Raw genomic sequence first — 24,726 nt, 5'->3', positions numbered from 1 at the left:
GGCCGCACGCGCCGCCATGGCGCCTTCTACATCGTTGTACTAGATTATGTGCATCGATGTACTGCCCGTTAAGGGCAGGTCGATCCGGGCCCGGCACCGCCGCCGCGTCCGCACGCCGAGAGCCGAGGATCCCGATGACCGCACTCCCCGCCGCCGCGCACCCCGCCGTGATCGGCGCCGTCCAGGGCTTCCCGCTCTCCGCCGTGCGCCTCGGCGACGGACCGCTCCGGCACGCGCAGCTCACCGACGTCGAGTACGTGCTGCGCCAGGATCCCGACCGGCTGCTCGCGCCGTTCCTCCGCGAGGCGGGGCTCGAGTCCCCCGTGCCGAGCTACGGCAGCTGGGAGGCGATCGGCCTCGACGGCCACGTCGGCGGTCACCACCTCTCCGCGCTCGCGCAGCTGCACGCCGCCACGGGCGACCCGCGCCTGCTGCCCCGGCTCGAGCACATGCTCGACGTGCTCGAGCGCTGCCAGGAGGCGGCCGGCGACGGATGGCTCGGCGGCGTGCCCGACGGCCGGGAGTTCGGCCGCACCATCGCGGAGGGCCGGATCGAGGCGGACACCTTCGACCTCGAGGGCAGGTGGGTGCCGCTCTACAACCTGCACAAGACGCTCCGCGGGCTGCTCCACGCGCACGAGCACACGGGATCCGCCCGCGCCCTGCGCATGGCCGCGGGGCTGGCCGACTGGTGGCTCGGCGTCTCGGCGCACCTCGACGACGACCGGTTCGAGGGGATGCTCGCCACCGAGCACGGCGGCATGTGCGACGCCTTCGCGACGCTCGCGGGGATCACGGGCCGTGACGACCTGCTCGCCGAGGCACGGCGGTTCGCGCAGCGCGCCCTCGTGGATCCGCTCGCCGCCGGCCGCGACGAGCTCGACGGGCTGCACGCCAACACGCAGATCCCCAAGGTCATCGGCGTCGAGCGCCTCGGCCGGATGACGGGCGACGCGCGCCTGCTCGCCGCCTCCGACGCGTTCTGGGACTCGGTCGCTCACCGGCGGAGCGTCGTGATCGGCGGCAACAGCGTGCGCGAGCACTTCCACCCGTCGCGCGACTTCGCGCCCATGGTGCTCGACGAGCAGGGCCCGGAGACCTGCAACAGCTACAACATGCTCGAGCTCGCACGGCTGCGGTTCGAGCGCACCGGGGATCCGGCGATCCTCGACCAGGTCGAGCGCACGACCCTCGGCCACGTGCTCTCCACGCAGCACCCCGAGCACGGCGGGCTCGTCTACTTCACCTCGCTCCGACCGGCGCACCACCGCGTGTACTCCGTGGCCGAGGAGTCGATGTGGTGCTGCGTCGGCACCGGCATGGAGAACCACGCGCGCTACGGCGAGCAGGTGTTCGCGCGCGCGGGGGACGACGCGCTGCTCGTGGACCTCTACGTGCCGGCCGAGCTCGACTGGGCGGAGCGGGGGATCCGCGCGCGCATCGCGGGCGACGTGGCGCGCGACGGCCGGATGACGGTGACCGTCGAGGCCGACGCGGAGGTGGACCTCGAGCTGCGGCTCCGGCAGCCCGGCTGGGCGACGTCGATGGAGGTGCGCGTCGACGGCGCCGCCTCCCCCGTCGTGCCCGCGCCCGGCGCCGCCTACGCGTCGCTCCGGCGGACGTGGTCGGCGACGACGGTCGTGACCGTGGAGCTCGGCATGGAGGTGCGGGCCGAGCGCCTGCCCGACGGATCCGCGTGGACGTCGTTCCGGTACGGACCGGTGGCGCTCGCCTCGCGCGACGGCGTCGACGGGATCGGCGACGGCGTCGCGGGCTCGCTCGCGGAGGACTCGCGCATGGGCCACGTGACGCCCGCCACGAAGGTGCCGCTCGAGCGCGCGCCCGTGGTCACCGCGGTCGATCCGGCCGACGCCGTGACGCTCGTCGATCGTCCCGCGCTCGCGTTCCGGCTCGACGCGTGGCGGGACGGCGGGCGGGTGTCGGTCGCGCTGGAGCCGTTCGCGGGGATCCACGACGAGCGGTACACGCTGGTGTGGCCCACCGGCGCCGAGCCCGAGGCGCGCGTCGCCGAGCTGCGCGCCATGGACGCCGCGGGCACCGACGACGACGTGGTCGACGAGGTGGCCGCGGGCGAGCAGCAGCCCGAGGTCGACCACGGCTTCCGCGGCGAGGGCACGCGGGCGGGCGGCGCCGACGGCGTGCACTGGCGGAGCGCGACCGGTTGGTTCTCGTACGAGCTGCGGGATCCCGGCGGCACGGCCACCGTCGTGCGCGTGCGGCTGCGGCGCGAGGCGGGGACGGGCGATGCCGCGGGCTCCGCCCCCGTCGTCGGCCAGTCGATCCGCGTCGGCGGCGTCGAGGCGGAGGCCGACCCGCGCGAGCTCGGCGGCGAGGCCGACGACGACGCGCTCGACGTGCGGATCACCGACGCCATGCGCGCCGGATCCCCCGCCGGAGCGATCGCAGTGTCGGTGCACGCGCTGCCGGGTGGGCGCACGCGGGACGTGCTCGGGATCCAGCTCCGGCGCTGATCCGCCGACGACGAGGGGCCCGGACGATCCGCCCGGGCCCCGCGTCGTGCGCCTCGTCCGCTACGCGGAGACGGCCTGCAGGTTGCGCTCGATGTGCGCGTGGAACGCCTGCAGCCAGGTGAGGAGGAACTCCTCCGTGCCGGCGTTCGAGATCTCGCCCTCGGGCGAGATGAGGCCCTCGGTGGTCTGGATGTACGCCTCGGGCTGCGACAGCTCGGGCGAGGCGAGGTACGACAGGATGCTGCGGAGGTGCTGCTGCGCGACGGCCGTGCCGACGGAGCCGATGGACGTGCCGATGACGGCGCTCGGCTTGCCCTGGAACGCGTTCTCGCCGTAGGGGCGGCTCGCGAAGTCGAGCGCGTTCTTGAGGACGCCGGGGATCGAGCGGTTGTACTCGGGCGTCGCGATCAGGATCGCGTCGGCGTCGGCGATGGCCGCCTTGAAGTCGTCGGCGACCTGCGGGTAGTCCCCGTCCATGTCGGCGCTGTAGAAGGGCAGCGGCTGGATCGGGATCTCGGTGAGCTCGAGGCCGGCCTGCGCGCCGAGGCGCTTCAGCGCGAGCGACAGGGCCCGGTTGATGGAGGTGGACGACAGGCTGCCGACGAGGTAGCCGACGCGGTACGTGGTGCTCATGGGGTGCTCCTTCCCGCACGGATCAGTTCCATGCGCGCGCATGGAGCCTAGCGGCGGCGGGTGGACGCCACCCGGGTGCCGTGCCTCGGCGGCTAGTTGAGCGCCTTGCCGCCGGTGGTCAGCGGCTCGGCCGAGCTGGGGGTCAGCGCGAGCGCGAGACCGGAGAGGCCGATCCCGAAGAAGAGGAAGTCGTCGACGACGGTGAAGCCGGTGGGCGTGAGGCCGCCGAGCTCGTCGTCGAGGATGCTCAGCACGCCCAGGAGCGTGAACAGGCCGCCGAACGCCGCGAGCGTGGCCCGGATCGCGCCCGGTCCGAGCTGACGGGTGCCGGCGACGAGCAGCACGACCGCGCTCAGGAGGTAGAGGACGTCGACGAAGATGTCGACGTTGAGGACGCCGAGCAGGTGCGACCCCTCGATGAACAGCCCCACGAAGCCGTGGCCGCCGAGCACCGCCGCGACCATCACCATCCACGCCTTGCCCATGGCATCCGTCCCCTCGATCTGTCCGGCCCGCCGCGCGGCGGACATCACGTCCATGCAACCGGGCCGGGCGGGCGGCGCCAAGGGCGGGGGTCGCGACTCCCAGGATCCGTTGACGTCCGCCGCCGATGCTCCCCTGGCCCTCGACCCTGGGCATCCGCTGACCCCCTGCACACTGCTCGATCCCGGGCGTAGCGTCCAGCTCACAGGCAGCGGCCGCCTCGCGGGCGGCCGTCCAACGACTCGGGAGAAGCACCATGTCAGAACGCAACACCGTCATCAGGAGCATGCACGACCTCGGCCTCGCGGCCTGGTTCGGCGGATCCCTCATGGGCGCGGTCGGCCTCAACGGCGCCGCGGCCGCCGCCAAGCAGCCGCAGGAGCGCGTGCGCCTCTCCTCCATCGGCTGGGCCAAGTGGGCGCCCGTGCAGCTCGCCGCCCTCGGCGCGCACGCCGTCGGCGGACTCGGCCTCATCTACGCCAACAAGGGCCGCCTCGCAGCCCAGGGCGAGGCCCGCACCAACACGAACGTCAAGACCGTGCTGACCATCGCCGCCGCCGGCACGACGCTGTACTCGGCACTCGTCGGCGGTCGCATGGCGAAGCACGCGGACGAGGCCCCGAAGGGCACGACCGAGCCCGGCGCCGCCGTCTCCGACGAGCTCGCCAGCGCCCAAAAGCAGCAGAAGGTGCTCCAGTGGGCGATCCCCGCGCTCACCGCGGTGCTCGTCGTGCTCGCCGCCCAGCAGGGCGAGCAGCAGCGCCCGGTCGCCGGCTGGATCGACCGCTTCAAGAGCTAGTCACGACGCACGGACGACGGCGGGGTGCCTGAGGGCGCCCCGCCGTCGTGCTGTCCGCGGTGCGGCGGACCCCTGTGCGCGATCCGGCCCCGCATACCGGTAGCCGGGCGCCGGATCCCAGCGCTGTGCGGGCCCGAAGGCATTGCGCACGACGGATGCGGGGTGGATCGTGGGCACCGCGGATGCTCATGGACGAGCCGTGCTCACCGCCGACCTCCTCGGAGCGTGCCCATGTTCGACAGGTAGCCGATCAGCCCGGCGAGCGGCAGGAGCGCGCGGGCCGAGGCCGCGGACCCCGCCGCCCGCATCCGGCACGGCGGCCGGGCGCGCATCGCCCTGAGAAGCGTGACGAACGCCCCGCCGGGAACGTCCACTCCATGACACGCGATCGGATCCCGGTCGCGCAGGACGGAGGATCCATGAGCACCGCATCCGCGCCCGACGGGCGCCACCGCGAGGCGTCCCCCCTGCACGCGCTGCGCCCGCCGCACGACGAGCGGGCCCGTGGCGGGCTGCCGCACGCCCGCCCGCACGACGGCGACGCCACCGTCGACACCATCGCGCCCCACGAGGGCGGCGCGGGCGCCGACGCCCGGGCCGGCGACCTCGGCGAGTGGGCCGCGGAGGCCCCGGCACCCGCGCTGCGCCGCGGCCACATGTCCGGCACCGACATCGACGAGGCCGTCGCGCGCTACGCCGCGCTCCACCCGGGCACCGAGTTCCACGCGACGAAGGGCCCGGGCGACTTCGCGTACCGGTACTCGTTCGTCGGCGACGAGAACGTGACGCTCCGCTCGTCGACCTTCCCGGCCGAGCACTGGGGCCGGCTGCCCGCGCTGCCCGACTACGTCGTCGCCTGGTGGCGCGAGGGATCCGGCGCCGTCGACGTCGGCTCGCACGAGGTGCGCTCGAGCGGATCCCGCCCGTTCCTCCTGCCCTCCGGCCGGTCGTTCACCTTCCGCTGCGCCCCCAGCGTGCAGAACCTCGTGCACATCGACGCGACCTTCCTCGAGGAGACCGCCGCGGAGCTGCACGAGGGGCGCTCCCGCCCGCTCGTCTTCGACCACGCCCGCGAGCCCGGCGCCGAGCGGACCACCGCCTGGCGGCACGCCGTCGGGGAGGCGAGCCCGGTCCTCCAGGACGCCACGTCGAGCCCGCTGCTGCGGATGCAGGCCGGCCTCCTCGTCGCGCGCGCCACGCTCCAGCTGTTCCCGTGGCACGACGTGCCGTTCAGCGCCGAGATGCGGGCACCGCGCATGAGCGCCGTGCGCACCGCGATCGAGTACCTGCACCACCACGCCGATCGGCCCATCACGCCGGCGGACGCGGCGCGGGCCGCGGGGATCAGCACGCGCGTGCTCCAGCTGGCCGTGCGCCGCTACGAGGACACGACCCCGAGCGCGCTGCTCCGCGGGATCCGGCTCGACCGCGTCCGCGCCGAGCTGCGCGACGCGTCGCCCACCACGACCACCGTGCGGGCGGTCGCCGAGCAGTGGGGCTTCGGCCACCTCGGCCGCTTCGCCGCCTCCTACGCGGAGCGCTTCGGCGAGCTGCCGAGCGCGACGCTGCGCGGCTGACGGACGGAGAGGCCATCCGCTCCCGCCCCGATCCGTGTCCGGCAGGCGAAGCGCCGCCCGCGCTCCCTGGGAGTCGCCTGAACCGCGTGCCGAACCACCCGGTCCATGCGTCTGAATGACGAGGCGGGATCGCGAGGCACCCTCCGATCCGCGCCACGCAGCTGCACCACCATCACCGTCCGACCACCACGAGAGAGAGACACCATGTCGAGCATCACCCCCACGTCCGCGTCCACCGGCGTCACCGGCACGACCGGCACCACCGGCGGCAAGAACACCATCGCCGACGGCGTGATCGAGAAGGTCGCCGGCATCGCGGCCCGCCAGGTGGCCGGCGTCCACGACCTCGGCAACGGCGCGGCCCGTGCCGTCGGCGCGATCCGCAACGTCATCGGCCAGCAGGACCGCGGCCAGGGCATCTCCGTCGAGGTCGGCGAGACCCAGGTCGCCGTCGACGTCACGCTCATCGCCGAGTACCCGGTCGACCTGCAGCAGGTCGCCGACGACGTGCGCACCGCCATCACCGAGGCCATCGACCAGGTCGTCGGCATGGAGGTCACCGAGGTCAACGTCACCATCAGCGACGTGAACCTGCCGTCCGACAAGTCGTCCGACGACGACGCGGCCGAGAAGCGCGTCCAGTGACCCCCACCGTCACGGGCCTCCTCGTCGGGGCGGTCCTCGCGCTCTCCGGTCTCGCCTTCGGCTTCGGGGGCTTCCTCCTCGTGCTGATCTTCATGGCCGCGGGCTTCGGCGTCGGCCGCGTCCTCGAGGGCAAGCTGGACGTCCGCGGCCTCGCCGACGCCCTCCGCGGGCGCCGGTCGTCGTGAGCACCGCGATCGCGGCTCCCGGGACGCCCGGCACCGCGTCGCAGGCGACCCGCGGCCGCACGACGATCGCGCCGCGCGCCGTGCGCCGCGTGGTCTCCGCCGTCACCGCGGACGCCCTCGAGGTGCCGGCCGGCGACGTCTCCGTCACGCTGACGGACGCCGGCGGCAAGCTCGCCGTCGAGGCGCGCACCCCCATCCGCGTCCCCGCGCTCTCGGACCGCCCGGTCCGCGAGGGGTCGCTGGTGGAGCGCCTCACCGCCGCGCAGACCGAGGTCCGCGAGCGCGTGCTCGGCCTCACGGGATCCACCGTGGGCCGGGTCGACCTCCGGATCACGGGCGCGCGCATCCAGGAACGCAGGAGGGTCTCATGAGCACCGACAGCACCTACCGCCGCCTCGTGCGGCGGGAGACGCACTCGTCGCGCGCCGGGATCGCCATCACGCTCGCCGTGCTGCTGATCCTCGTGCTCGCCTGGCTCGGCACCGAGTCGGTCCTCGCGGCCGTCGGCACCGCGCCGCTGCTCCTCGCGCCCGCCGACCTCGCGTCGGCGACGCTCGACGCCGCGTCGGCCCCGGCAGGCGCCCTCGTCGCGGTCGGCGTCGTGGTGGCGGTCGTCGGGCTGATCCTCGTGATCGTGGGGATCAAGCCCGGCAGCCGCGGCCGCCGCGGCGGGAGCGTCGGACGCACCGCGGCCGTCGTCGACGACCGCGTCATCGCCCGCTCCGTCGCCCTCACCGCCAGCTACGCGGGCGAGGTGTCGCCCGACCAGGTGGACGTCTCGGTCTCGAAGCGCCAGGTGCTCGTCCGGCTCACGCCCTCCACGGGCTACACGCCGGACCGGGCCGCCATCGAGCAGGCCGTCCGGGCCGAGCTCGACGGCTACGACTACACGCCGAGGCTCACCGCCAAGGTGACGCTCGCGAAGGACGGGAAGGTGGGCTCATGACCAGCACGAACAGGGCGCTGAACCGCCTCCTCGTCATCGTGGTCGGGCTGGTCCTGATCGCGGCCGGGGTCGCCCTCGGCGCCGGCAGCCTCCTGCCCGACGTCCAGTCCACGGTCTCCGGCGCGGCGTCCGACGCGAAGCAGCCGGTCGGGGACGCGCTCTCCGGCGGGCAGCCGTGGATCCCCTGGGTCGTCGCGCTGGTCGCGCTCGTGCTCATCGTGGTCCTCGCCTGGTTCGCGCTCCGCCAGGGGCACGGCCGCACCGGGACGCTCGTGCGCCTCCAGGGCGGACGCGACGCCGGGTCGCCCACGGGCGGATCGGTCGTCATCGACGCGAAGCTCGCCGAGCAGCTGCTCGTCGACGCCCTGCGCGACGACCCGGCGATCGTGTCGGTCGACGTCACGGCGTTCGAGGTGGCGCACGGCACGACGCTGCGGGTCACCGCGGTCGCCCGCCGCGGCGTCTCGCCCGTCGCGGTCCGCCGTACGGTCGACGAGGCCGTCACCCGGCTCGACGCCGTGCTCGGCACCGAGGTGCCGGTCGTCATCCAGATCACCGGCGGCCTCCGCTCGAGCATGACGAGCGAGACCCGCCTGGCCTGATCCCTGCTGCCGCCCCGGTCACGGATCCTCCGCGATCCGTGCCGGGGCGGCCGTCTGTCACCTGCAACAGAGAAGAGACGCACCATGACCGACGACAGCTCCTCCCGCGGCGGCTGGCTGGGCGGATCCTTCGCCCAGAAGGCCGTCGACCCCCTGCTCCGCGCGGTGCGCGCCGAGATCGACTCCGCGAAGCGCGAAGTCGGCGAGCGCGCCCGGTCCGCCCGCTCGGGCGCGATCATGCTCGGCGCGGGCGTCGCCCTCGCGCTCGTCTCGCTGGGGCTCCTGGCCGCCGTGATCGTGGCGCTCCTGCTGCTCGCGCTGCCGCTGTGGGCGGCGACGCTCATCACGCTGGCGCTCTTCGGCATCGCGACCGCGGTCGTCGTCCGCCTCGGCCTCGCGCGGCTCTCCCGCGGGGTGCCGCCCGTGCCGTCGGACACGCTGCACCACGCGCGCGACCGCATGCGCCCCGGCGACCGGGGTGCGGGCGGCGACGGATCCGACGGGCCGACCGGGCCCGCGGGATCCGCCGGATGACGCACCGCCCGCTCCGCCCGCCGCCCGGCCTCCCTGTGGACGCCGGGCGGCGGCGCGCATCGGCCTCACGTACGGTGACCGTTCACGCCCGCACGGCCCGGCGGCACCACGCGTCGCCATCCGGCCGTCGAACAACCGCAGACCGCCGTCCCCCGGACTCGTCGCCCGCCACGCGGGCGGTCTGATCGGCGGTCCGGCATGGGAGGCACACCGATGAACCTGTCCCGACGCCCCGTCCTGTCCCGACGCTCCGTCCTGGGCGGCGCACTCGCCGCCGTCCCCGTCGCCCTCGTCGCCGCGGGTCCCGCGCACGCCGACGAGGCCACGACCCCCGCACCGCCCATCCCCGAGACGCCCCTCGCGTCGAACGGCCGCCCGGTCGTCCGTGACATCCAGGAGCAGCTGGTCGCGCGCTACGGCGCCCGCACCGGCTTCCCGGCCGTCACCACCGACGGCGTGTGGACGGGCGACGCGCACAAGGCGCTCATCCACGCGCTCCAGCTCGAGATGGGCATCGACGAGGCCACCGCCAACGGCGCCTTCGGCCCCCTCACCCGCACCACGCTGCAGGAGCAGGCGACCCTCCAGGTGGGATCCGCCGACACCACCGGCTACCTCGTGCACCTGCTGCAGGCGTCGCTCGTGGTCATGAGCACGTGGGACGGCCCCGTCGACGGCAGGTTCTCCGCCGAGCAGGGCACGCGCCTGGCGCAGTTCCAGCGCACCGTCGCCCTCCCCGAGACGGGCGTCGGCGACTACCGCACCTGGGCCGCGCTCCTCGCCAGCAACGGCGACCCGACGCGTCCCGGCGCCGCGATCGACGGGATCACCGTCATCACCCCCGAGCGCGCGAAGACGCTGAAGGACGCCGGCTACACGATCGTCGGGCGCTACCTCACGGACTCCGACCGGCCGGACGCGCTCGAGAAGCGCATCCAGGACGGGGAGCTCCAGGCCATCTTCGCCGGGGGCCTCAAGGCGTTCCCGATCTTCCAGGAGGGCGGCACCGACACCACGTACTTCTCGTACGACCTCGGGGTGCGCGCCGCCGGCCGCGCGGACGACGCGGCACGACGCCTCGGCTTCCTGCCGGGCACCACCATCTACTACGCGATCGACTTCGACGCCACGCGCGACGAGGTCGAGACGTACCTCGAGCCGTACTTCCGCGGGATCCACGCGGAGCTCCAGCGCCGCGGCAGCGCGTACCGGATCGGCGTGTACGCCGGCCGCCGGATCTGCGCGACCCTCGCGGCCGCGCACCTCACCGAGCTCAGCTTCGTGGCCGACATGTCCACCGGCTGGGGCGCCAACCTCGGCGTGCGCATCCCCGAGAACTGGGCGTTCGACCAGATCCTCGAGCACACCGTCGGCGAGGGCGACCAGGCGTTCGACATCGACACCAACGTCGTGTCCGGCCGCGACCCGGGCCAGAGCCGGGTCGAGCCGCGCGGCTGATCCACCCCTCGACGCGCGGCGACCCACGGGGCCGCCCGGACGATTCCCCCTCCTGGGGGACGCCCGGGCGGCCCCGTTCGTGTCGGATGGACGCATGCCTGCGCCATCGCACCGACCCACCCGTCCATCCCGTACCGCCCGGGTCGCGTTCGCGCTCGCGATCGCCGCCGTGACCGCGCTCCAGGCCGCGTGCTCCGCGTCGCCCGCGGATCCCGCCACCGCCACCCCGGCCCCGGTGACCGAGCCGGTGGTGCTGCCGGGGACGCCCGTCGGACAGCAGGCGCAGTGGCTGCTCGACACGGTGGACGCCGACGACGCCGTGCCCGTGCAGGAGACCGGCGAGCGCCTGGCGCAGGTGATGCTCGACGCGGCCTCGGCGGAGGAGATCGCGGCCGTGCTGGAGCAGGTGCGCGAGGGCCGTCCGTGGACCGCGACCGCGCACGAGGAGCAGGGCGGGCAGTCGGTGACGACCATCCAGAGCGCGGACGCCGGCACGTTCGACATGCAGGTCTCCGTCGACGGGGCGGGGCTCATCGAGGGCCTGTTCTTCGGCGAGCCCGAGGGCGACCGCGAGCCCGCCACCAGCTGGGACGAGCTCGAGGAGCAGGCCGCCGCGCTCGGCGGCGACGTGTCCCTCACGGTCACGCGGGTCTCCGACGGGGAGCTCGGCGAGCGGATCCTCGAGGTGCTGCCCGAGGGCGTCGGGGCGACCGAGGCGCGGCCCATCGGATCCATCGTGAAGCTCTACGTGCTCGGCGCGCTCGTGCAGGCGGTGGAGGAGGGCCGGATCGGCTGGGACGACCCCCTCACCGTCACCGACGACGTGCGCAGCCTCCCCTCGGGCGAGCTGCAGGACGCGCCGACCGGCACCGTCGTGAGCGTGCGCGACACCGCGGAGAAGATGATCTCCATCAGCGACAACACCGCCACCGACATGCTGATCCAGGCGGTCGGGCGGGAGCGGGTGGAGGCGGCGCTCGCGGACCTCGGCCACTCGGATCCGCCGCGCAACGTGCCGCTCCCGACCACGCGCGACCTGTTCCGCATCGGCTGGCAGGACGACGGCGCCCTGCGCGCCGCGTGGGCCGACGGCGACGCGACCGAACGGCGCGCGCTCCTCGACGCTCTGCCCGGTGGCGTCCTCGACGTCCCCGTCACCGCGGTCACCGACGTCGTGTGGACCGACGGCGTCGACTGGTTCGCGACCCCCGACGACATCGCCCGCGCGCACGTGCGCCTCGCCGAGCTCGCGGAGACGCCCGCCGGGGAGCCCGTGCGCGGGATCCTCTCGGCGAACCCGGGACTGCCCGAGCCGGAGCGCTTCGACCACGTGGCCTTCAAGGGCGGCAGCTCGGTGGGCACGCTCGCGCTGGCGTACCTCGTCGAGGACGGGGACGAGGCGTGGACCGTGGTCGTGCAGGCCGCGGCGCGCGAGGCGTCCGGGCTCGAGCGGCAGTCGGCCTACGCGGGCCTCGCCGCGGACGCCGCGGCCCTGCTGGCGGACGACGCCCGTGGTTGACTCCGGGTGCGGCGGGGGCCGCGCGAGGGGAGCACGATGACGGGCGATGGCGCATCCGGCACGACGGGCGAGGGCGGCCGGGACGAGGCGGTCGCCGCCGAGGTCCTCGAGGCGGTGCTGGAGCCCGGGCCGCGACGGCCCGTGCGACGGGCGGTGCGCGCGATCAGCGGCGTCGCGCTCACGGTCGTGGGCCTGGGCGGGGAGCTCAGCCGCTTCGGCCGGGAGGCGCAGCTCGTCGTCCGTCGGATCGACACGGGCCGGGAGGTCCTGCGCACGGACGCGGGCGACCTCGACGAAGCGGACCGGCTGCTGCAGCGCGTGCGGCTCGACCTCGAGACCCGGAGCGTGCGCGGGTTCGTCGCCGAGTGGCGGCTGGTCGACGCGGGGCCGGGATCCGGCACGACCGCCGGAGCGACCGGTGCGTGAGCGCGCGGACGGCCTCGCCGGCCGCGCCGCCCGGATCCGCCTGCTGCTGGTCGCCGCGCTGCTGACCGCGCTCGCGATCCCGCTCGGCCTCGCCGCCCCGGCCCACGCCGACGTGGACGACTTCTCCTTCCGCTCCTTCGACGCCCTCTACCGCCTCTCGGCCGACGACGAGGGCCGCTCGGTCCTCCTCACCACCGAGACGCTCGTGGCCGAGTTCCCCGACCGGGACCAGAACCGGGGGATCCGCCGCGAGCTCGTGCGCGACTACGACGGCCACCCGACGGGCCTCCGCGTGCTCTCCGTGACGGACGAGGTCGGCGCCGCGCGCGCCTACGAGTCCGACTCGGACGACGGCGCCCTCGTGCTCACCATCGCCGACGACGACCGGTACGTGCGCGGCGAGCAGACCTACGTCATCGAGTACGAGCAGCGCGACGTGACCCGCGCGTTCTCCGACACGGAGGCCGACGAGTTCTACTGGGACGTCAACGGCCTCGGCTGGGCCCAGCCGTTCGGGCGCGTGACGGCGACCGTCGAGATCGCGCCCGCGCTCCTCCCCCGGCTCACGGGCGGCGCGGACGCGGCCGCCGGACCCGCGGGCGCCGATGGGCCCGCGGAGATCACCCGCACCGACACCGGCTTCACGGCGAGCGCCACCGATCTCGCGCCCCGCGAGAACCTCAGCCTCTCCATCGGCTTCGAGCCCGGCACCTTCACGCCGCGCGACTCGTCGTTCCTCGCAGCTCCGTGGCCGTCGCTGTCGCTCGCGGGCGCGCTCCTCGCGCTGGCCGCCGCCGCGGGCGCCCTCGTGCTGCGCCGTCGGCGCCTCGCCGACGCGCCCGGCCGCGGCACGATCGTCGCCCAGTACGACCCGCCTGAGGTCGTGGGGGTGCTGGTCTCGTCCGTGATCTCGGGCGACGCCGCCCGCGCGACGACCGCCCTCCTGCTCGACCTCGCGGTGCGCGGCGCCGTGCGGATCCTGCAGCGCGACGGCGGCCGGAAGCCGACGTTCTCGCTCGAGCTCGTGGACCCGTCGCGCGTCACCGACCCCGACGAGCAGCGCTTCGTCGCCGCGGTCTTCGGGGACGGCGCGGGCGCGGGCGCGGTGAAGGACCTGACGCGCACGGACGCGAAGGCCACGACGCGGATCCGGACGCTGATGGCCCGGGTCACGAAGCGCACGGTGGCGGACGGCCTGCGGAAGCCGCTGCCGATGGGACCGATCGTGCTGCTGCTCGTCGCGGCGACGCTCGGCATGGCCGCCGCGATCGTCTTCGCGGTGCTCTCGCTCGCGCAGGCGTTCGGCGGACCGGTCGTGATCGCGTTCCTCGTGGCGGGCGTGCTCGCGCTCGGCGCGACCGTCGTGCTCGTCGCGAAGCACCCGCTCACCGCGCGCGGCGTGGCGCTCCGCGACCACCTCCTGGGGCTGCGCGAGTTCATCCGCCTGGCCGAGGCCGACCGGATCCGCGTGCTGCAGTCGCCCGAGGGCGCCGAGCGGCACGACCTCCCGCGCGACGACCGCGACGTGCTGCGCCTCACCGAGGAGCTGCTGCCGTACGCCGCGATGTTCGGCCAGGAGGAGGAGTGGGCCGACGAGCTCGGCCGCCGCTACGAGCACGAGCGGAGCCGGCCGGGCTGGTACGCCGGGCAGACGCCCTTCGCGCCCGCGGTGTTCGCCTCGAGCCTCGGCTCGGTGTCGTCGAGCATGCACGGCGCGTACTCGGGGACGAGCTCGAGCGGCGGATCCACGGGAGGCACGACCTCCGGCGGCGGCGGTGGAGGAGGCGGGGGCGGCGGGGTCTGACCCGGTCGGGCGCCCGCGCCGAGGCCCTACGCGTCGGCCGGGCGGGTCCAGTACTCGTAGCGCGACGCGGTCGCGAAGCCGAGCCCCGCGTAGAGCGCGCGGGCGCCGGCGTTCTCCTCGACGACCTGCAGCCACAGCGCGGTGATCCCCCGGGCGATCCCCGCGTCGACGGCCGCCGCCATGGCCGCGCGGGACAGGCCACGGCGTCGTGCCTCGGGCCGGGTCGCGACCGCGAACAGGCCGCCCCAGCAGTCGACGAGCGCGAGCCGGGCGGTCGCGAGGACCGCACCCGCGGATCCGTCGGCGGCGGAGCGCTCGCGGACCGCGGCGTGGACGGCCGGGCCGCCGGTGAGGATCCGGCCCGCGACGGCGAGCTCCGCGGATCCCCCGCGCCCGTCGACGCTCCACCACGCGTCGAGCCAGGCGGCGTCGGGCGCGTCCGCGACCGTGACCTCGAGCGCGGGATCGTCGAGGGCAGCCCCGCCCAGCCGCTCGGCGACGTCGGCCGCGTCCGCCACCTGCACGAGCGTGCGCGCCTCGGCGACGTAGCCGCGAGCGGCCAGCCGCGCCGCGAGGGCCGCCGGCTCCGACGCGGGCGACACCTGCACGCAGGCGGCGATCCCGCGCTCGCGCGCGAAGGCCTCCGCGGCGTCCAGCGCGGCATCGGCATCGTCGACGACACCTGCGGGCAGCACCGAGTTCGCGCGCTTGGTCACGCCGCCGGCCGCGCGCAGGATCCACCCGCCGTGCCGCTGGCGGGTCTCGGCGGGCCAGCCGCGGTCGGCCAGGTCGTCGAGCAGCGCGGCCGCGGCGCGCGGGTCCGCGCCGAGCACGGCCGCCGCGGACGGACCCGGCCGGCCGCTCACGCCAGCGCGCCCGCGTCCGCCTCCGCGCGCGACACGTCGTCGTCGGCGTCGGCCGCCCGCAGCACGCGGAGCGCATTGCCGCCCGCGAGCGCCCGGAGGTCGTCGTCCGACCAGCCGCGCTCGGCGAGCGCCGCGATGAGCGCCGGGTAGCGCGACACGTCCTCGAGCCCGTCGGGCGTGCGGTCGACGCCGTCGTAGTCGCCGCCGAGGCCGACGTGCCGGGGGCCGGCGACCTCGCGGATCCGCTCCACGTGCCGCACGACGTCGGCGAGCGTCGCGCGCGGCCGCTCCCCCGGGCGGCGGGCGGCCACGGCCTGCACACCCTCGTGGTCGCGCGGATCCACGCCCTCCGCCACGGCGAGCGCGAGCGTCTCGTCGTGCCACGCCGCGACCGCGGGCGACACGAACTGCGGGACGAACGTGGCCATGCAGACGCCGCCGTTCGCGGGCAGCGCGGCGAGCACGTCGTCGGGCACGTTGCGCGGCACGTCGCACACCGCCCGCGCACCCGAGTGGCTGAACAGCACCGGCCGGCGGGCGATCCGCAGCGCGTGCCGCATCACGTCCGCCGACACGTGCGAGAGGTCGACGAGCATGCCGATCCGCTCCATCTCCGCCACCACGCGCTCGCCCGCGGCGCTCAGCCCGTGGTGCACCGGGACGTCGGTCGCCGAGTCGGCCCAGGCCACGTTCGCGTTGTGCGTGAGCGTCATGTACCGCACGCCGAGCGCGCGCATCGTCCGCAGCGCACCCAGGGATCCGCCGATCGAGTGGCCGCCCTCCATGCCGAGCAATGACGCGATCCGGCCGGACGCGACGACGCGGTCCACGTCGTCGGCGGTCACGGCGAGCGCGAGCCGGTCCGGGTGCGCGGCGACGACGCGGCGCACCACGTCGACCTGCTCGATGGTCGAGCGCACCGGATCGATGCCCGGCAGGTCCGGCACCCACACCGACCAGAACTGCGCGGCCACCCGGCCGCGCACGAGGCGCGGCAGGTCGGTGTGCAGCCCCGGCACGGCGTCCTCGACGGCGAGGCGCGCGATCACGTCGTCGGCCGCGGACGCGCTCGGCCCGCCCTCCCGCACCGCGCGCTCGCGGAGCGCCCAGGCGAGGTCGTCGTGGCCGTCGACGATGCCCTGCTCGTCGAGCAGGCGCGCGACGCGGTCGGCGAGGGCGGAGGGTGCGGGTGCGTCCGTCATCCGCGGATCAGCGCCCGGTGCCGTCGACCGCGAGCGGCTCGATGGCGGCCAGCTCGTCGTCGGTGAGAGCCGGAGCGCCGGCCGCGGCCACGTTCTGCTCCAGCTGCTCCACGCTCGACGCCCCGATGAGCGCGCTCGTGATCCCCGGGTGCCGCAGCACCCACGAGAGCGCGAGCTGCGCGAGCGTCTGCCCGCGCCCCTCGGCGACGGCTTGCAGGCCGCGCGCCCGCTCCAGGTACACGGACGAGACCGCGGACTCGTCGAGGAACCCGCTGGTCGCTGCGCGCGAGTCGGCGGGGATGGATCCGGAGAGGTACCGGTCGGTGAGCAGCCCCTGCGCGAGCGGCGAGAACACGATGCAGCCGGATCCCGCCTCCTCGAGCACGGGCAGCAGCCCGCCCTCGACGTGCCGGTTGAACATGGAGTAGCTCGGCTGGTGGATGGTCAGCGGCACCTTGTGCTCGGCGAGCGCCGCCACGGCGCGCTCGGTCTGCTCGGGCGAGTAGTTGCTGATGCCGGCGTAGAGCGCCTTGCCCTGGTGCACCGCGGTCGCGAGCGCGCCCATGGTCTCCTCGATGGGCGTCTCGGGATCCGGGCGGTGCGAGTAGAAGACGTCCACGTACTCGAGTCCCATGCGGCCGAGGCTCTGGTCGAGCGAGGCCAGCATCGACTTGCGGGATCCCCACTCGCCGTAGGGGCCCTCCCACATGAGGTAGCCGGCCTTGGAGGAGATGACGATCTCGTCGCGGTACGGGCGGAGGTCCTCCGCGAGGATCCGGCCGAACGCGGTCTCGGCGCTGCCGGGCGGCGGGCCGTAGTTGTTCGCGAGGTCGAAGTGGGTGATGCCGAGGTCGAACGCGCGACGGACGATGGCGCGCTGGGTGTCGATGGGGCGGGCGGTGCCGAAGTTGTGCCAGAGGCCGAGCGACAGCTCGGGGAGCTTGAGCCCCGAGCGGCCGGAACGGCGGTAGGGCATGGACGAGTAGCGATCGGGATGAGCAACGTAGGTCATCCGCCGAGCGTACCGAGGGCGGCCCGGCCGCCCGCGCGGCGCTGCCCGACCCCGCGGTCCGCTGCCGGCAACCCCCTAGGCGGCGCGGGTGCGATGCCCTTCACTGAAGGCGTGCACATCATCCGCTACGCCGACGGCCGCTACCTGACGGGCGACGACATCGCCCGGGCCGTCGTCGAGTGCGCGGAGGCGCTCGCGTGCGAGGGGACGGCGGCGGCGACCGTGACGGTGCCCGTGTGGCTGCCGGAGGGCGGCGTGGGCCGGGTCGAGATCCTCGTCGGCCCCGCCAGCCAGATCGTGGTGGAGCCGGCCGGCCCCGCGGAGGACGAGCTGCGCGACCCGGAGGCCGTCGCGCGGATCCGCGCGATCTCCGTCCGCGCCCGCCACGTGCAGTCGAGCACGAGCGTCACCGCCGACCGGCAGGACGGCACGGCCGTCCCGGGGATCGAGGACCTGGGCTGACGGCACGCCCGCCTCCTCGGTGCGCGCAGCCCGTCGGCACGGGAGGATGGGCGCACCCCACCCGCATCGACGCAGGAGAATCATGCCCGACACCGCCGTCCCCTCCGCCCTCCTCCACCTCCGGGCGTCCGGCGTCTCGCTGGTGCTCGACCTCACCGGGGCCCGCCTGCCGGCCGTCCTGCACTGGGGCGCGGACCTCGGCGACACCACGGCGGCCGACCTCGAGACGATGGTGCGCGCGGCCGTCGAGCCCATCCCGGGCAGCGTGGCCGACCAGCCCGTCCGCCTCGCGATCCTCCCCGAGGCCCACACGTCGTGGATGGGCAAGCCCGGCCTCGAGGGCCACCGCGACGGCGCCGACTGGTCGCCGAGGTTCCGCGTCACGTCCGCCACGGTCGACGGCGCTCCGCTCCCCGCCGGCGTCGACGGCCGCCCCGGATCCGCGTCCGCCGGCCCCGCGCTGGTCCACGTCGACGCCGTCGACGAGGTCGCGGGCCTCGGGCTCGCGATGGACGTCGAGCTGCTCCCGTCCGGCCTCGTCCGCACGCGCGCCGAGGTCACGAACCTCGGCGACACGACCTACTCCGTCGGCGGCGTGGACCTCGCGCTGCCGCTCCCGGCCGAGGCCCGCGAGATCCTCGACTTCGCCGGGCGCTGGGGCCTCGAGCGCACGCCGCAGCGCCGGGAGCTGGTCGTGGGGATCCACGAGCGCGAGGGCCGCAAGGGCCGCACCGGGCCCGACGCCGCCACCCTCCTCTCCGTCGGCACGCCCGGCTTCGGATTCCGCCACGGCGACGTCCGCGGCGTGCACGTCGCGTTCAGCGGCAACCACCGCCACTACGCCGAGCGGCTGTCCACCGGCCGCCAGGTCATCGGCGGCGGCGAGCTCCTGCTGCCGGGCGAGGTGCGGCTCGCGCAGGGCGAGTCGTACGCGAGCCCGTGGGTCTACGGCGCGTTCGGCCACGGCCTCGACGACCAGGCCGCCCGCTTCCACCGCTTCCTCCGCGCCCGCGACACGCACCCGCGCCGCGAACGGCCCATGACGATCAACGTGTGGGAGGCCGTGTACTTCGACCACGACCTCGCGCGCCTGACGGACCTCGCGGATCGCGCCGCGGCCCTGGGCGTCGAGCGCTACGTGCTCGACGACGGCTGGTTCCGCCACCGCCGCGACGACCACGCCGGCCTCGGCGACTGGTACGTCGACGAGGACGTGTGGCCGGACGGGCTCGGCCCGATCATCGACCACGTCACGGGCCTCGGCATGGAGTTCGGCCTGTGGTTCGAGCCCGAGATGGTGAACGAGGACTCCGACCTGGCGCGCGCCCACCCCGAGTGGATCATGGCCACCGGCGGCCGCCTCCCCGTGCGGGCCCGCGACCAGCAGGTGCTCGACCTCGCGATCCCGGAGGCGTACGCGTACGTGCTCGAGCGGATGACGGCGATCCTGTCCGAGAACGACATCGCGTACATCAAGTGGGACCACAACCGCGACCTGGTGGACGCGGGCATCGCGCCGCGCGGTGAGGCCGGCGTGCACCTGCAGACGCTCGCCGCGTACCGCCTCATGGACGAGCTGCGCGCTCGCTTCCCCGGCCTCGAGATCGAGTCGTGCTCGTCGGGCGGATCCCGCGTCGACCTCGGCGTGCTCGAGCGCACCGACCGCGTCTGGGTCTCCGACTGCATCGACCCGCTGGACCGCCAGCAGATGATGCGCTGGACCATGCAGCTCCTCCCGCCGGAGCTGCTCGGCTCCCACATCGCCTCGGGCGTCAGCCACACCACCGGCCGCGCGCACCGCCTGGCGTTCCGCGCGGGCTCGGCGCTCTACGGCCACCTCGGCATCGAGTGGGACCTCGCGCAGGCCACCGACGAGGAGAACGCCGACCTCGCCGCGTGGATCGCCCTCTACAAGGAGGAGCGCGCGCTCATGCACACGGGCACGGTCGTCCGCGCGGACGAGAGCGACCCGACGCTCCTCGTCTACGGCGCCGTCGCGTCCTCGGCCGACTCCGCGCTGTTCTTCCTCGCGTCGATCGGCCGCTCCGAGGTCTCGCCGCGCGGCCGCTTCCTGCTGCCGGGCCTGGATCCTGAGCGCCGCTACCGCGTGGAGCCCGTGCGCGTCGGCACCCCCGAGCCGGGCTTCACGGCGCCGGCCTGGTGGGACGGCGTCGAGCTGACGGGCCGCGCGCTCGCGGCGTCCGGCCTGCACGCGCCCGGCATGCTGCCCGAGTCGATCGCGATCCTGCGGGTGACGGCGGTCTGATCTCGACCGGACACGACGACGGCCCGCCGCGCACCCGAGACGGGCGCGCGGCGGGCCGCACGGGGATCAGAGGCCGGGCGCCCCGTCCTCCGGCTCGTCGCTCCACGCGCGGCTCACCGTGAGGCCCTCGCCGTCGGGCGCGAGGTCGACCCGCACCGCGTCGCCGTCGCGGATGTCGCCCGCGAGCAGCTCGCGCGCGAGGCGGTCGTCGATCTCGCGCTGCATGAGGCGGCGGAGCGGACGCGCGCCGTACAGCGGGTCGTGGCCGCGCTCGGCGAGCCAGCTGCGGGCGTCCGGCGTGACGCCGAGCGTGAGCCGGCGGTCCGAGAGCCGCACGCCGAGGCGGTCGATGTAGAGCTCCACGATCTGCGCGAGGTCGTCCATCGACAGCGTCTGGAACACGACGATGTCGTCGAGCCGGTTCACGAACTCCGGCTTGAAGGTCTGGCGCACGAGCTGCTGCACGGCCTGCTCGCGCTGGTCGAGCGGCAGCGTGGCGTCGCTGATGAACTGCGAGCCGAGGTTGCTGGTGAGCACGAGGATCACGTTGCGGAAGTCGACCGTGCGGCCCTGGCCGTCGGTGAGCCGGCCGTCGTCGAGCACCTGCAGCAGCACGTCGAACACCTCGGGGTGCGCCTTCTCGACCTCGTCGAGCAGCACCACGGAGTACGGGCGGCGCCGCACGGCCTCGGTGAGCTGGCCGCCCTGCTCGTAGCCGACGTAGCCGGGAGGCGCTCCGACGAGCCGCGAGACGGCGAACTTCTCGCCGTACTCGCTCATGTCGATGCGCACCATCGCCTTCTCGTCGTCGAACAGGAACTCCGCGAGCGCCTTCGCGAGCTCCGTCTTGCCGACGCCCGTGGGCCCGAGGAAGAGGAAGGAGCCGGTGGGCCGGTCGGGATCCGAGATGCCGGCGCGCGTGCGCCGCACCGCGTCCGACACGCTCCGCACGGCCTGCTTCTGCCCGATGAGGCGCTTGCCGAGCTCCTGCTCGAGGTGCAGCAGCTTCTCGGTCTCGCCCTGGAGCAGCCGGCCGACGGGGATCCCCGTCCACGCCGCGACGACGGCCGCGATGTCCTCGGCGGTCACCTGCTCGTTCACCATGCGGTCGCCCTCCGGAAGCGACTCGGCGGCCTCCGCCTGCGCGACCTCGCGCTCGATCACGGGGATCTCGCCGTAGAGCAGGCGCGACGCCTTCTCCAGGTTCCCCTCGCGCTGGGCCCGCTCGGCGCGGATCCGCAGCTCGTTGAGCTCGTCCTTCAGCTTGCCGACGCGGTTGACGCTCGCGCGCTCCGCCTCCCACCGGCGCTGCAGCTCGCCGAGCGTCTGCTCGCGCGCGACGACGTCCTCGCGCAGCTTCGCCAGCCGCGCCTTCGACGCCTCGTCCTTCTCGCGCTTGAGCGCGAGCTCCTCGAGCCGCATCCGGTCGACCGCGCGGCGCAGCTCGTCGATCTCGACGGGCGACGAGTCGATCTCCATCCGCAGGCGCGACGCGGCCTCGTCGATGAGGTCGATGGCCTTGTCGGGCAGCTGGCGGGCGGGGATGTAGCGGTTGGAGAGGGACGCGGCCGCGACGAGCGCCGCGTCCGTGATGGGCACCTGGTGGTGCGCCTCGTAGCGCCCCTTGAGCCCGCGGAGGATCGCGACGGTGTCCTCCACGCTCGGCTCGCCGACGTAGACCTGCTGGAACCGGCGCTCGAGGGCGGCGTCCTTCTCGATGTACTGGCGGTACTCGTCGAGCGTGGTGGCGCCGATGAGGCGCAGCTCGCCGCGCGCGAGCATGGGCTTGAGCATGTTGGACGCCGCGACGGATCCCTCGCCGCCGCCCGCGCCCATGAGCGTGTGCAGCTCGTCGACGAACGTGATGATCTCGCCGTCGGCGTCGTCGATCTCCTTGAGCACCGCCTTCAGCCGCTCCTCGAACTCGCCGCGGTACTTCGCGCCCGCGACGAGCGCCGCGAGATCCAGCGCCACCAGCTGCTTGCCCTTGAGCGAGTCGGCCACGTCGCCCGCGACGATGCGCTGCGCGAGGCCCTCTACCACGGCCGTCTTGCCGACGCCGGGCTCGCCGATGAGCACCGGGTTGTTCTTGGTGCGCCGCGTGAGCACCTGGCTGATGCGCCGGATCTCCGCGTCGCGTCCGATGACCGGGTCGAGCTTGCCGCTCTTCGCGATCTCGGTCAGGTTCACCCCGTACTGCTCGAGCGCGGTCTTCGCGTTCTCGTCGGTGGCGGGTGCGCCCTGCATGTTGGCCACTGCGGTCCTTCCTTCACGTACTTGAGTCTGGGTGACTCAAGTTTACGCCGGAAGGGCACGGATCGCTACCGCATGGCAGCCACGGGAGCGGAGGCGGCGGCGACCGCCATCGCCACGTCCTCCGTCACCATCCCCGCGTTCGCCATCGCGCCCGCCATGGTGCCGGCCGCCATGGCGACCGGCACGTTCGCGGATCCGCTCGACGCGTTGCCCGCGATGAGGAGGCCGGGGACGCTCGTCTGGCCCATCGGATCCGCCGCCACGAACGGGCCCCACGGGGTGTCCTCGGTCGCCGCGCCGAGCGCGCGGGCGAACCCGTCGCGCGGCGCGACGCCCGGCATGGCGAAGAGCGAGTCGAGCGGGAGGATCCGGCCGTCGGCGAGCTCGACGCCCTCGAGCGCGCCCCGCTCGCCGAGCACGCGGACGACCGCGGCCTCCTCGACGCGGATGCCGCGGGCGTCGATCCCCGCGCGCGTCGCGGCGTCGATCTCCAGCGGCGCCCCGTCGGCCGTGCCGCCCGCGACGAGGAACGTGATGTCGGACGACCACTGCCGCAGCATCTGCACGTGGTGGAGGCCGCCGGGCCCGGTCGCGAGCACGCCGATGCGGCGGTCGCGCACCTCGTAGCCGTCGCAGTAGGGGCAGACGACCACGCCCGCGCCCCAGTGCGCGGCGAGGCCGGGGACCTCGGGGAGGACGTCGGCGAGCCCGGTCGCGAGGATCACGCGACGGGCCGTGACCTCGGCGCCGCCGTCGAGCGTCACGCGGAAGCGCGGCCCGGCGGGATCCTCGACCGCCTCGATCCCCTCGACCCGCCCGTCGACCACGACGCCGCCGTACCCCTCGATCTCGCGCCGCCCCTCGGCGACGAGCTGGCGCGGCGGCTTCCCGTCGTGCCCGAGCACGCCGTGCATGTGCGCGGCGACCGCGTTGCGCGGCTGGCCCGCATCGACGACGAGCACGCTCCTGCGGGCCCGCGCGAGCATGAGCGCCGCGCTCGATCCCGCGACCCCGCCGCCGACGACGACCGCGTCCCACTCCTGCTGACCTTCGATGCGCTGTGCGATGTCCATGGATCCAGCGTCGCCGCTGCCATCGCCTGGGGCATCGCTCCTTGCCGGATGCGCAAGGAACGTGCAGCCGGCACCCGCAGTGGGGGTGTCCTCGACGCCGCCGCGTACTGATTCGTCATCAGCTCTGATCAGGTATCCCGATACGTTTTCCCCCATCGGGAGAAATCACGGCGGGTCCGCCGGGTCCGCCACCCACTGCCGTGTCCTCCGAGACCGGCCCACCCTGGATCAGGAGCCCCATGGACCTCACGCCCGCCGCAGCACGCACCACGCGCCTGCGACGCCCCGTCACCGCGCTGTGCCTCACGGCCGCGCTCGTCGCCGCACCCCTCGCCTGGGCCCCCGCCGCGTTCGCGGCCGCGGATCCGACGACCGGCACGACGCAGACGGAGCCCGCGGGCGCGACCGCGGAGCCGACCCCGGCTGTCACGGAGCCGGCCGCCGCGCCGGTTCTCGCCGTTCAGACCCCGGGCTCCGACGAGCCGGCCGCCGACGCGCCGATCGCCGAGGTCGTGACCCCGACCCCCGAGGCGACCGCGTCGCCCGCGGCCGCCGAGGCGCCTGTCCGCGAGGAGCCGAGCATCAGCATCCCGGATGACACGCTCGACCCCGACCAGCCCATCGACCCGGGCATCGCCCTCACCGCGGCGGGCTTCCTCCCCGGGGAGACCGTCGCCGTGAGCATGACGTCCCCGTCGAGCGACGACTACCGGGACTTCGGCCTGAGCTCCGCGACAGGCGAGAACCTGTACGGGGACGCCGCCCCCGCGGATCCCCGCGGCCGCGTCGCCCTGCACCTCGTCCTCTTCGAGTACTACGCCGCGAACGGCGCCCACACCATCACGCTCACCGGTGCCGACAGCGGACTCGTCCTCACCACGGGCTTCACGGTCTCCGGGGAGAGCGCTGTCGCCGACGACTCCGACATGGTCTACCCGGAGACCCCGGCCATCAGCATCCCGAAGACCGTGTTCGACCCCGATGAGGCGGCTGGCAGCGGCATCGCCGTCCGCGCGACCGGCTTCTTCCCGGGTGAGCGCGTGACAGCGTCGCTGACCTCCCCTCCCGGGGTCGCCACGGACATCACCCTCTACGACGACGGCCCTCTGGAGGAGTACGGCAACACCCGCACGGCCGACGAGCGCGGGCGAATCTCCTACCACCTTGCCATCGCCGGCCAGTACTACGCCGTCAACGGCGACTACCGCATCGACCTGACGGGCGAGCGCTCCGGTGTCGTCCTCTCGACGGGCTTCACCGTCGCCGGCACGAGCGCCGTCGACCCGGACAGCAACTACTGGCAGGGCACCGCGATCGCCGCCGGACGGGACTCCCTCCCGGTCACGGGCGGGGGCGACTCCGCCCTGGCGCTCGGCGGGCTCGGCGCGCTGCTGCTCCTGGCCGGCGGGGTGCTCGTCGCCCGCCGCCACCGCCGCACCGCATAGGGGCCCCGCACCCCGACCGTCGGCGCGACGCGCACGTGCCC

General features: G+C 74.8%; 23 protein-coding genes. 16 read left to right on the top strand and 7 right to left on the bottom strand.

Going from position 1 to position 24,726, the window contains the following annotated elements:
- The first annotated feature begins 134 nt into the window (after positions 1-134).
- Positions 135-2,492 carry a beta-L-arabinofuranosidase domain-containing protein gene (locus BFL37_RS10445; protein WP_172403793.1) on the top strand — a complete coding sequence of 786 codons (2,358 nt, stop codon included), beginning with the start codon at positions 135-137 and terminating at the stop codon, positions 2,490-2,492.
- A gap of 60 nt (positions 2,493-2,552) precedes the next feature.
- On the opposite strand, the gene BFL37_RS10440 is transcribed toward BFL37_RS10445, so the two are convergent.
- Positions 2,553-3,125 carry an NADPH-dependent FMN reductase gene (locus BFL37_RS10440; protein WP_086515055.1) on the bottom strand — a complete coding sequence of 191 codons (573 nt, stop codon included), beginning with the start codon at positions 3,123-3,125 and terminating at the stop codon, positions 2,553-2,555.
- Positions 3,126-3,217: 92 nt separating this feature from the next.
- Positions 3,218-3,655: a hypothetical protein gene (locus tag BFL37_RS10435; RefSeq protein WP_241533954.1), complete on the bottom strand. Its 438-nt coding sequence runs from the start codon at positions 3,653-3,655 to the stop codon at positions 3,218-3,220.
- 209 nt (positions 3,656-3,864) lie between these two features.
- Between BFL37_RS10435 and BFL37_RS10430 the strand changes: the two genes are divergently transcribed.
- The 12 genes from BFL37_RS10430 (at position 3,865) to BFL37_RS10375 (ending at position 14,103) form a co-directional block, all read left to right on the top strand.
- Positions 3,865-4,407 (top strand): hypothetical protein, encoded by a 543-nt coding sequence (locus BFL37_RS10430; RefSeq protein WP_086515054.1) that lies wholly within the window; start codon positions 3,865-3,867, stop codon positions 4,405-4,407.
- Positions 4,408-4,826: 419 nt separating this feature from the next.
- On the top strand, positions 4,827-5,984 hold the full coding sequence (locus BFL37_RS10425) for a helix-turn-helix transcriptional regulator (protein ID WP_086515053.1): 1,158 nt from the start codon (positions 4,827-4,829) through the stop codon (positions 5,982-5,984).
- Positions 5,985-6,188: 204 nt separating this feature from the next.
- Positions 6,189-6,629 (top strand): Asp23/Gls24 family envelope stress response protein, encoded by a 441-nt coding sequence (locus BFL37_RS10420; protein ID WP_086515052.1) that lies wholly within the window; start codon positions 6,189-6,191, stop codon positions 6,627-6,629.
- The gene (locus BFL37_RS10415) at positions 6,626-6,814 is read left to right on the top strand and encodes a DUF2273 domain-containing protein (RefSeq protein WP_086515051.1); all 189 of its coding nucleotides are present in this window, start codon (positions 6,626-6,628) and stop codon (positions 6,812-6,814) included. The genes BFL37_RS10420 and BFL37_RS10415 overlap by 4 nt, the downstream gene beginning before the upstream one ends.
- Positions 6,811-7,185 carry a hypothetical protein gene (locus tag BFL37_RS10410; protein ID WP_086515050.1) on the top strand — a complete coding sequence of 125 codons (375 nt, stop codon included), beginning with the start codon at positions 6,811-6,813 and terminating at the stop codon, positions 7,183-7,185. The genes BFL37_RS10415 and BFL37_RS10410 overlap by 4 nt, the downstream gene beginning before the upstream one ends.
- Positions 7,182-7,760: a hypothetical protein gene (locus BFL37_RS10405; RefSeq protein ID WP_086515049.1), complete on the top strand. Its 579-nt coding sequence runs from the start codon at positions 7,182-7,184 to the stop codon at positions 7,758-7,760. The genes BFL37_RS10410 and BFL37_RS10405 overlap by 4 nt, the downstream gene beginning before the upstream one ends.
- Entirely contained in the window at positions 7,757-8,362 is a 606-nt protein-coding gene (locus BFL37_RS10400; RefSeq protein ID WP_086515048.1) for a hypothetical protein, read from the top strand. Before BFL37_RS10405 ends, BFL37_RS10400 begins: the two co-directional genes overlap by 4 nt.
- Positions 8,363-8,446: 84 nt before the next feature.
- Positions 8,447-8,896: a phage holin family protein gene (locus tag BFL37_RS10395; RefSeq protein ID WP_086515047.1), complete on the top strand. Its 450-nt coding sequence runs from the start codon at positions 8,447-8,449 to the stop codon at positions 8,894-8,896.
- 213 nt (positions 8,897-9,109) lie between these two features.
- Positions 9,110-10,354, top strand: coding sequence for a glycoside hydrolase domain-containing protein (locus BFL37_RS10390; RefSeq protein ID WP_086515046.1), 1,245 nt, complete (start codon positions 9,110-9,112; stop codon positions 10,352-10,354).
- A 169-nt stretch (positions 10,355-10,523) separates the two neighbouring features.
- On the top strand, positions 10,524-11,873 hold the full coding sequence (locus tag BFL37_RS10385; RefSeq protein ID WP_241533953.1) for a serine hydrolase: 1,350 nt from the start codon (positions 10,524-10,526) through the stop codon (positions 11,871-11,873).
- A 36-nt stretch (positions 11,874-11,909) separates the two neighbouring features.
- On the top strand, positions 11,910-12,299 hold the full coding sequence (locus tag BFL37_RS10380; RefSeq protein ID WP_086515045.1) for a hypothetical protein: 390 nt from the start codon (positions 11,910-11,912) through the stop codon (positions 12,297-12,299).
- Positions 12,292-14,103, top strand: coding sequence for a DUF2207 domain-containing protein (locus BFL37_RS10375; RefSeq protein ID WP_086515044.1), 1,812 nt, complete (start codon positions 12,292-12,294; stop codon positions 14,101-14,103). Before BFL37_RS10380 ends, BFL37_RS10375 begins: the two co-directional genes overlap by 8 nt.
- A 26-nt stretch (positions 14,104-14,129) precedes the next feature.
- On the opposite strand, the gene BFL37_RS10370 is transcribed toward BFL37_RS10375, so the two are convergent.
- The 3 genes from BFL37_RS10370 to BFL37_RS10360 are packed head-to-tail and all read right to left on the bottom strand — an operon-like array spanning position 14,130 to position 17,183.
- Positions 14,130-14,969: a GNAT family N-acetyltransferase gene (locus BFL37_RS10370; protein ID WP_241533952.1), complete on the bottom strand. Its 840-nt coding sequence runs from the start codon at positions 14,967-14,969 to the stop codon at positions 14,130-14,132.
- Entirely contained in the window at positions 14,966-16,171 is a 1,206-nt protein-coding gene (locus BFL37_RS10365; protein WP_086515043.1) for a dipeptidase, read from the bottom strand. Before BFL37_RS10365 ends, BFL37_RS10370 begins: the two co-directional genes overlap by 4 nt.
- A 7-nt stretch (positions 16,172-16,178) precedes the next feature.
- Positions 16,179-17,183 (bottom strand): aldo/keto reductase, encoded by a 1,005-nt coding sequence (locus BFL37_RS10360; protein ID WP_043675427.1) that lies wholly within the window; start codon positions 17,181-17,183, stop codon positions 16,179-16,181.
- Between the two features lie 93 nt (positions 17,184-17,276).
- Here BFL37_RS10360 and BFL37_RS10355 point away from each other — a divergent pair, with 93 nt between their 5' ends.
- Together BFL37_RS10355 and BFL37_RS10350 are read left to right on the top strand one after the other, a co-directional pair.
- Complete coding sequence (locus BFL37_RS10355; protein WP_086515042.1) at positions 17,277-17,645, top strand: hypothetical protein; 369 nt, start codon at positions 17,277-17,279, stop codon at positions 17,643-17,645.
- Between the two features lie 82 nt (positions 17,646-17,727).
- Complete coding sequence (locus tag BFL37_RS10350) at positions 17,728-19,911, top strand: alpha-galactosidase (protein WP_086515041.1); 2,184 nt, start codon at positions 17,728-17,730, stop codon at positions 19,909-19,911.
- Between the two features lie 66 nt (positions 19,912-19,977).
- Here BFL37_RS10350 and BFL37_RS10345 read toward each other — a convergent pair whose 3' ends face one another.
- On the bottom strand, positions 19,978-22,167 hold the full coding sequence (locus tag BFL37_RS10345) for an ATP-dependent Clp protease ATP-binding subunit (RefSeq protein WP_086515040.1): 2,190 nt from the start codon (positions 22,165-22,167) through the stop codon (positions 19,978-19,980).
- Positions 22,168-22,232: 65 nt separating this feature from the next.
- Positions 22,233-23,240 (bottom strand): NAD(P)/FAD-dependent oxidoreductase, encoded by a 1,008-nt coding sequence (locus tag BFL37_RS10340; protein WP_086515039.1) that lies wholly within the window; start codon positions 23,238-23,240, stop codon positions 22,233-22,235.
- Between the two features lie 239 nt (positions 23,241-23,479).
- Here BFL37_RS10340 and BFL37_RS10335 point away from each other — a divergent pair, with 239 nt between their 5' ends.
- Entirely contained in the window at positions 23,480-24,685 is a 1,206-nt protein-coding gene (locus BFL37_RS10335) for an LPXTG cell wall anchor domain-containing protein (protein ID WP_086515038.1), read from the top strand.
- Positions 24,686-24,726: the final 41 nt, after the last annotated feature.

It is taken from the genome of Clavibacter michiganensis (genome assembly GCF_002151125.1).
Classification (GTDB): Bacteria; Actinomycetota; Actinomycetes; order Actinomycetales; family Microbacteriaceae; genus Clavibacter; species Clavibacter michiganensis_C.
This window is presented reverse-complemented; position numbering and strand designations above follow the sequence as displayed.

Coding starts and splice junctions, on each gene's coding strand:
- BFL37_RS10395 (WP_086515047.1), top strand. CDS start 8,447: ATGACCGACGACAGCTCCTCCCGCGGCGGCTGGCTGGGCGGATCCTTC.
- BFL37_RS10405 (WP_086515049.1), top strand. CDS start 7,182: ATGAGCACCGACAGCACCTACCGCCGCCTCGTGCGGCGGGAGACGCAC.
- BFL37_RS10440 (WP_086515055.1), bottom strand. CDS start 3,125: ATGAGCACCACGTACCGCGTCGGCTACCTCGTCGGCAGCCTGTCGTCC.
- BFL37_RS10380 (WP_086515045.1), top strand. CDS start 11,910: ATGACGGGCGATGGCGCATCCGGCACGACGGGCGAGGGCGGCCGGGAC.
- BFL37_RS10420 (WP_086515052.1), top strand. CDS start 6,189: ATGTCGAGCATCACCCCCACGTCCGCGTCCACCGGCGTCACCGGCACG.
- BFL37_RS10365 (WP_086515043.1), bottom strand. CDS start 16,171: ATGACGGACGCACCCGCACCCTCCGCCCTCGCCGACCGCGTCGCGCGC.
- BFL37_RS10360 (WP_043675427.1), bottom strand. CDS start 17,183: ATGACCTACGTTGCTCATCCCGATCGCTACTCGTCCATGCCCTACCGC.
- BFL37_RS10400 (WP_086515048.1), top strand. CDS start 7,757: ATGACCAGCACGAACAGGGCGCTGAACCGCCTCCTCGTCATCGTGGTC.
- BFL37_RS10445 (WP_172403793.1), top strand. CDS start 135: ATGACCGCACTCCCCGCCGCCGCGCACCCCGCCGTGATCGGCGCCGTC.
- BFL37_RS10350 (WP_086515041.1), top strand. CDS start 17,728: ATGCCCGACACCGCCGTCCCCTCCGCCCTCCTCCACCTCCGGGCGTCC.
- BFL37_RS10390 (WP_086515046.1), top strand. CDS start 9,110: ATGAACCTGTCCCGACGCCCCGTCCTGTCCCGACGCTCCGTCCTGGGC.
- BFL37_RS10425 (WP_086515053.1), top strand. CDS start 4,827: ATGAGCACCGCATCCGCGCCCGACGGGCGCCACCGCGAGGCGTCCCCC.
- BFL37_RS10430 (WP_086515054.1), top strand. CDS start 3,865: ATGTCAGAACGCAACACCGTCATCAGGAGCATGCACGACCTCGGCCTC.
- BFL37_RS10340 (WP_086515039.1), bottom strand. CDS start 23,240: ATGGACATCGCACAGCGCATCGAAGGTCAGCAGGAGTGGGACGCGGTC.
- BFL37_RS10355 (WP_086515042.1), top strand. CDS start 17,277: ATGCCCTTCACTGAAGGCGTGCACATCATCCGCTACGCCGACGGCCGC.
- BFL37_RS10335 (WP_086515038.1), top strand. CDS start 23,480: ATGGACCTCACGCCCGCCGCAGCACGCACCACGCGCCTGCGACGCCCC.
- BFL37_RS10435 (WP_241533954.1), bottom strand. CDS start 3,655: ATGTCCGCCGCGCGGCGGGCCGGACAGATCGAGGGGACGGATGCCATG.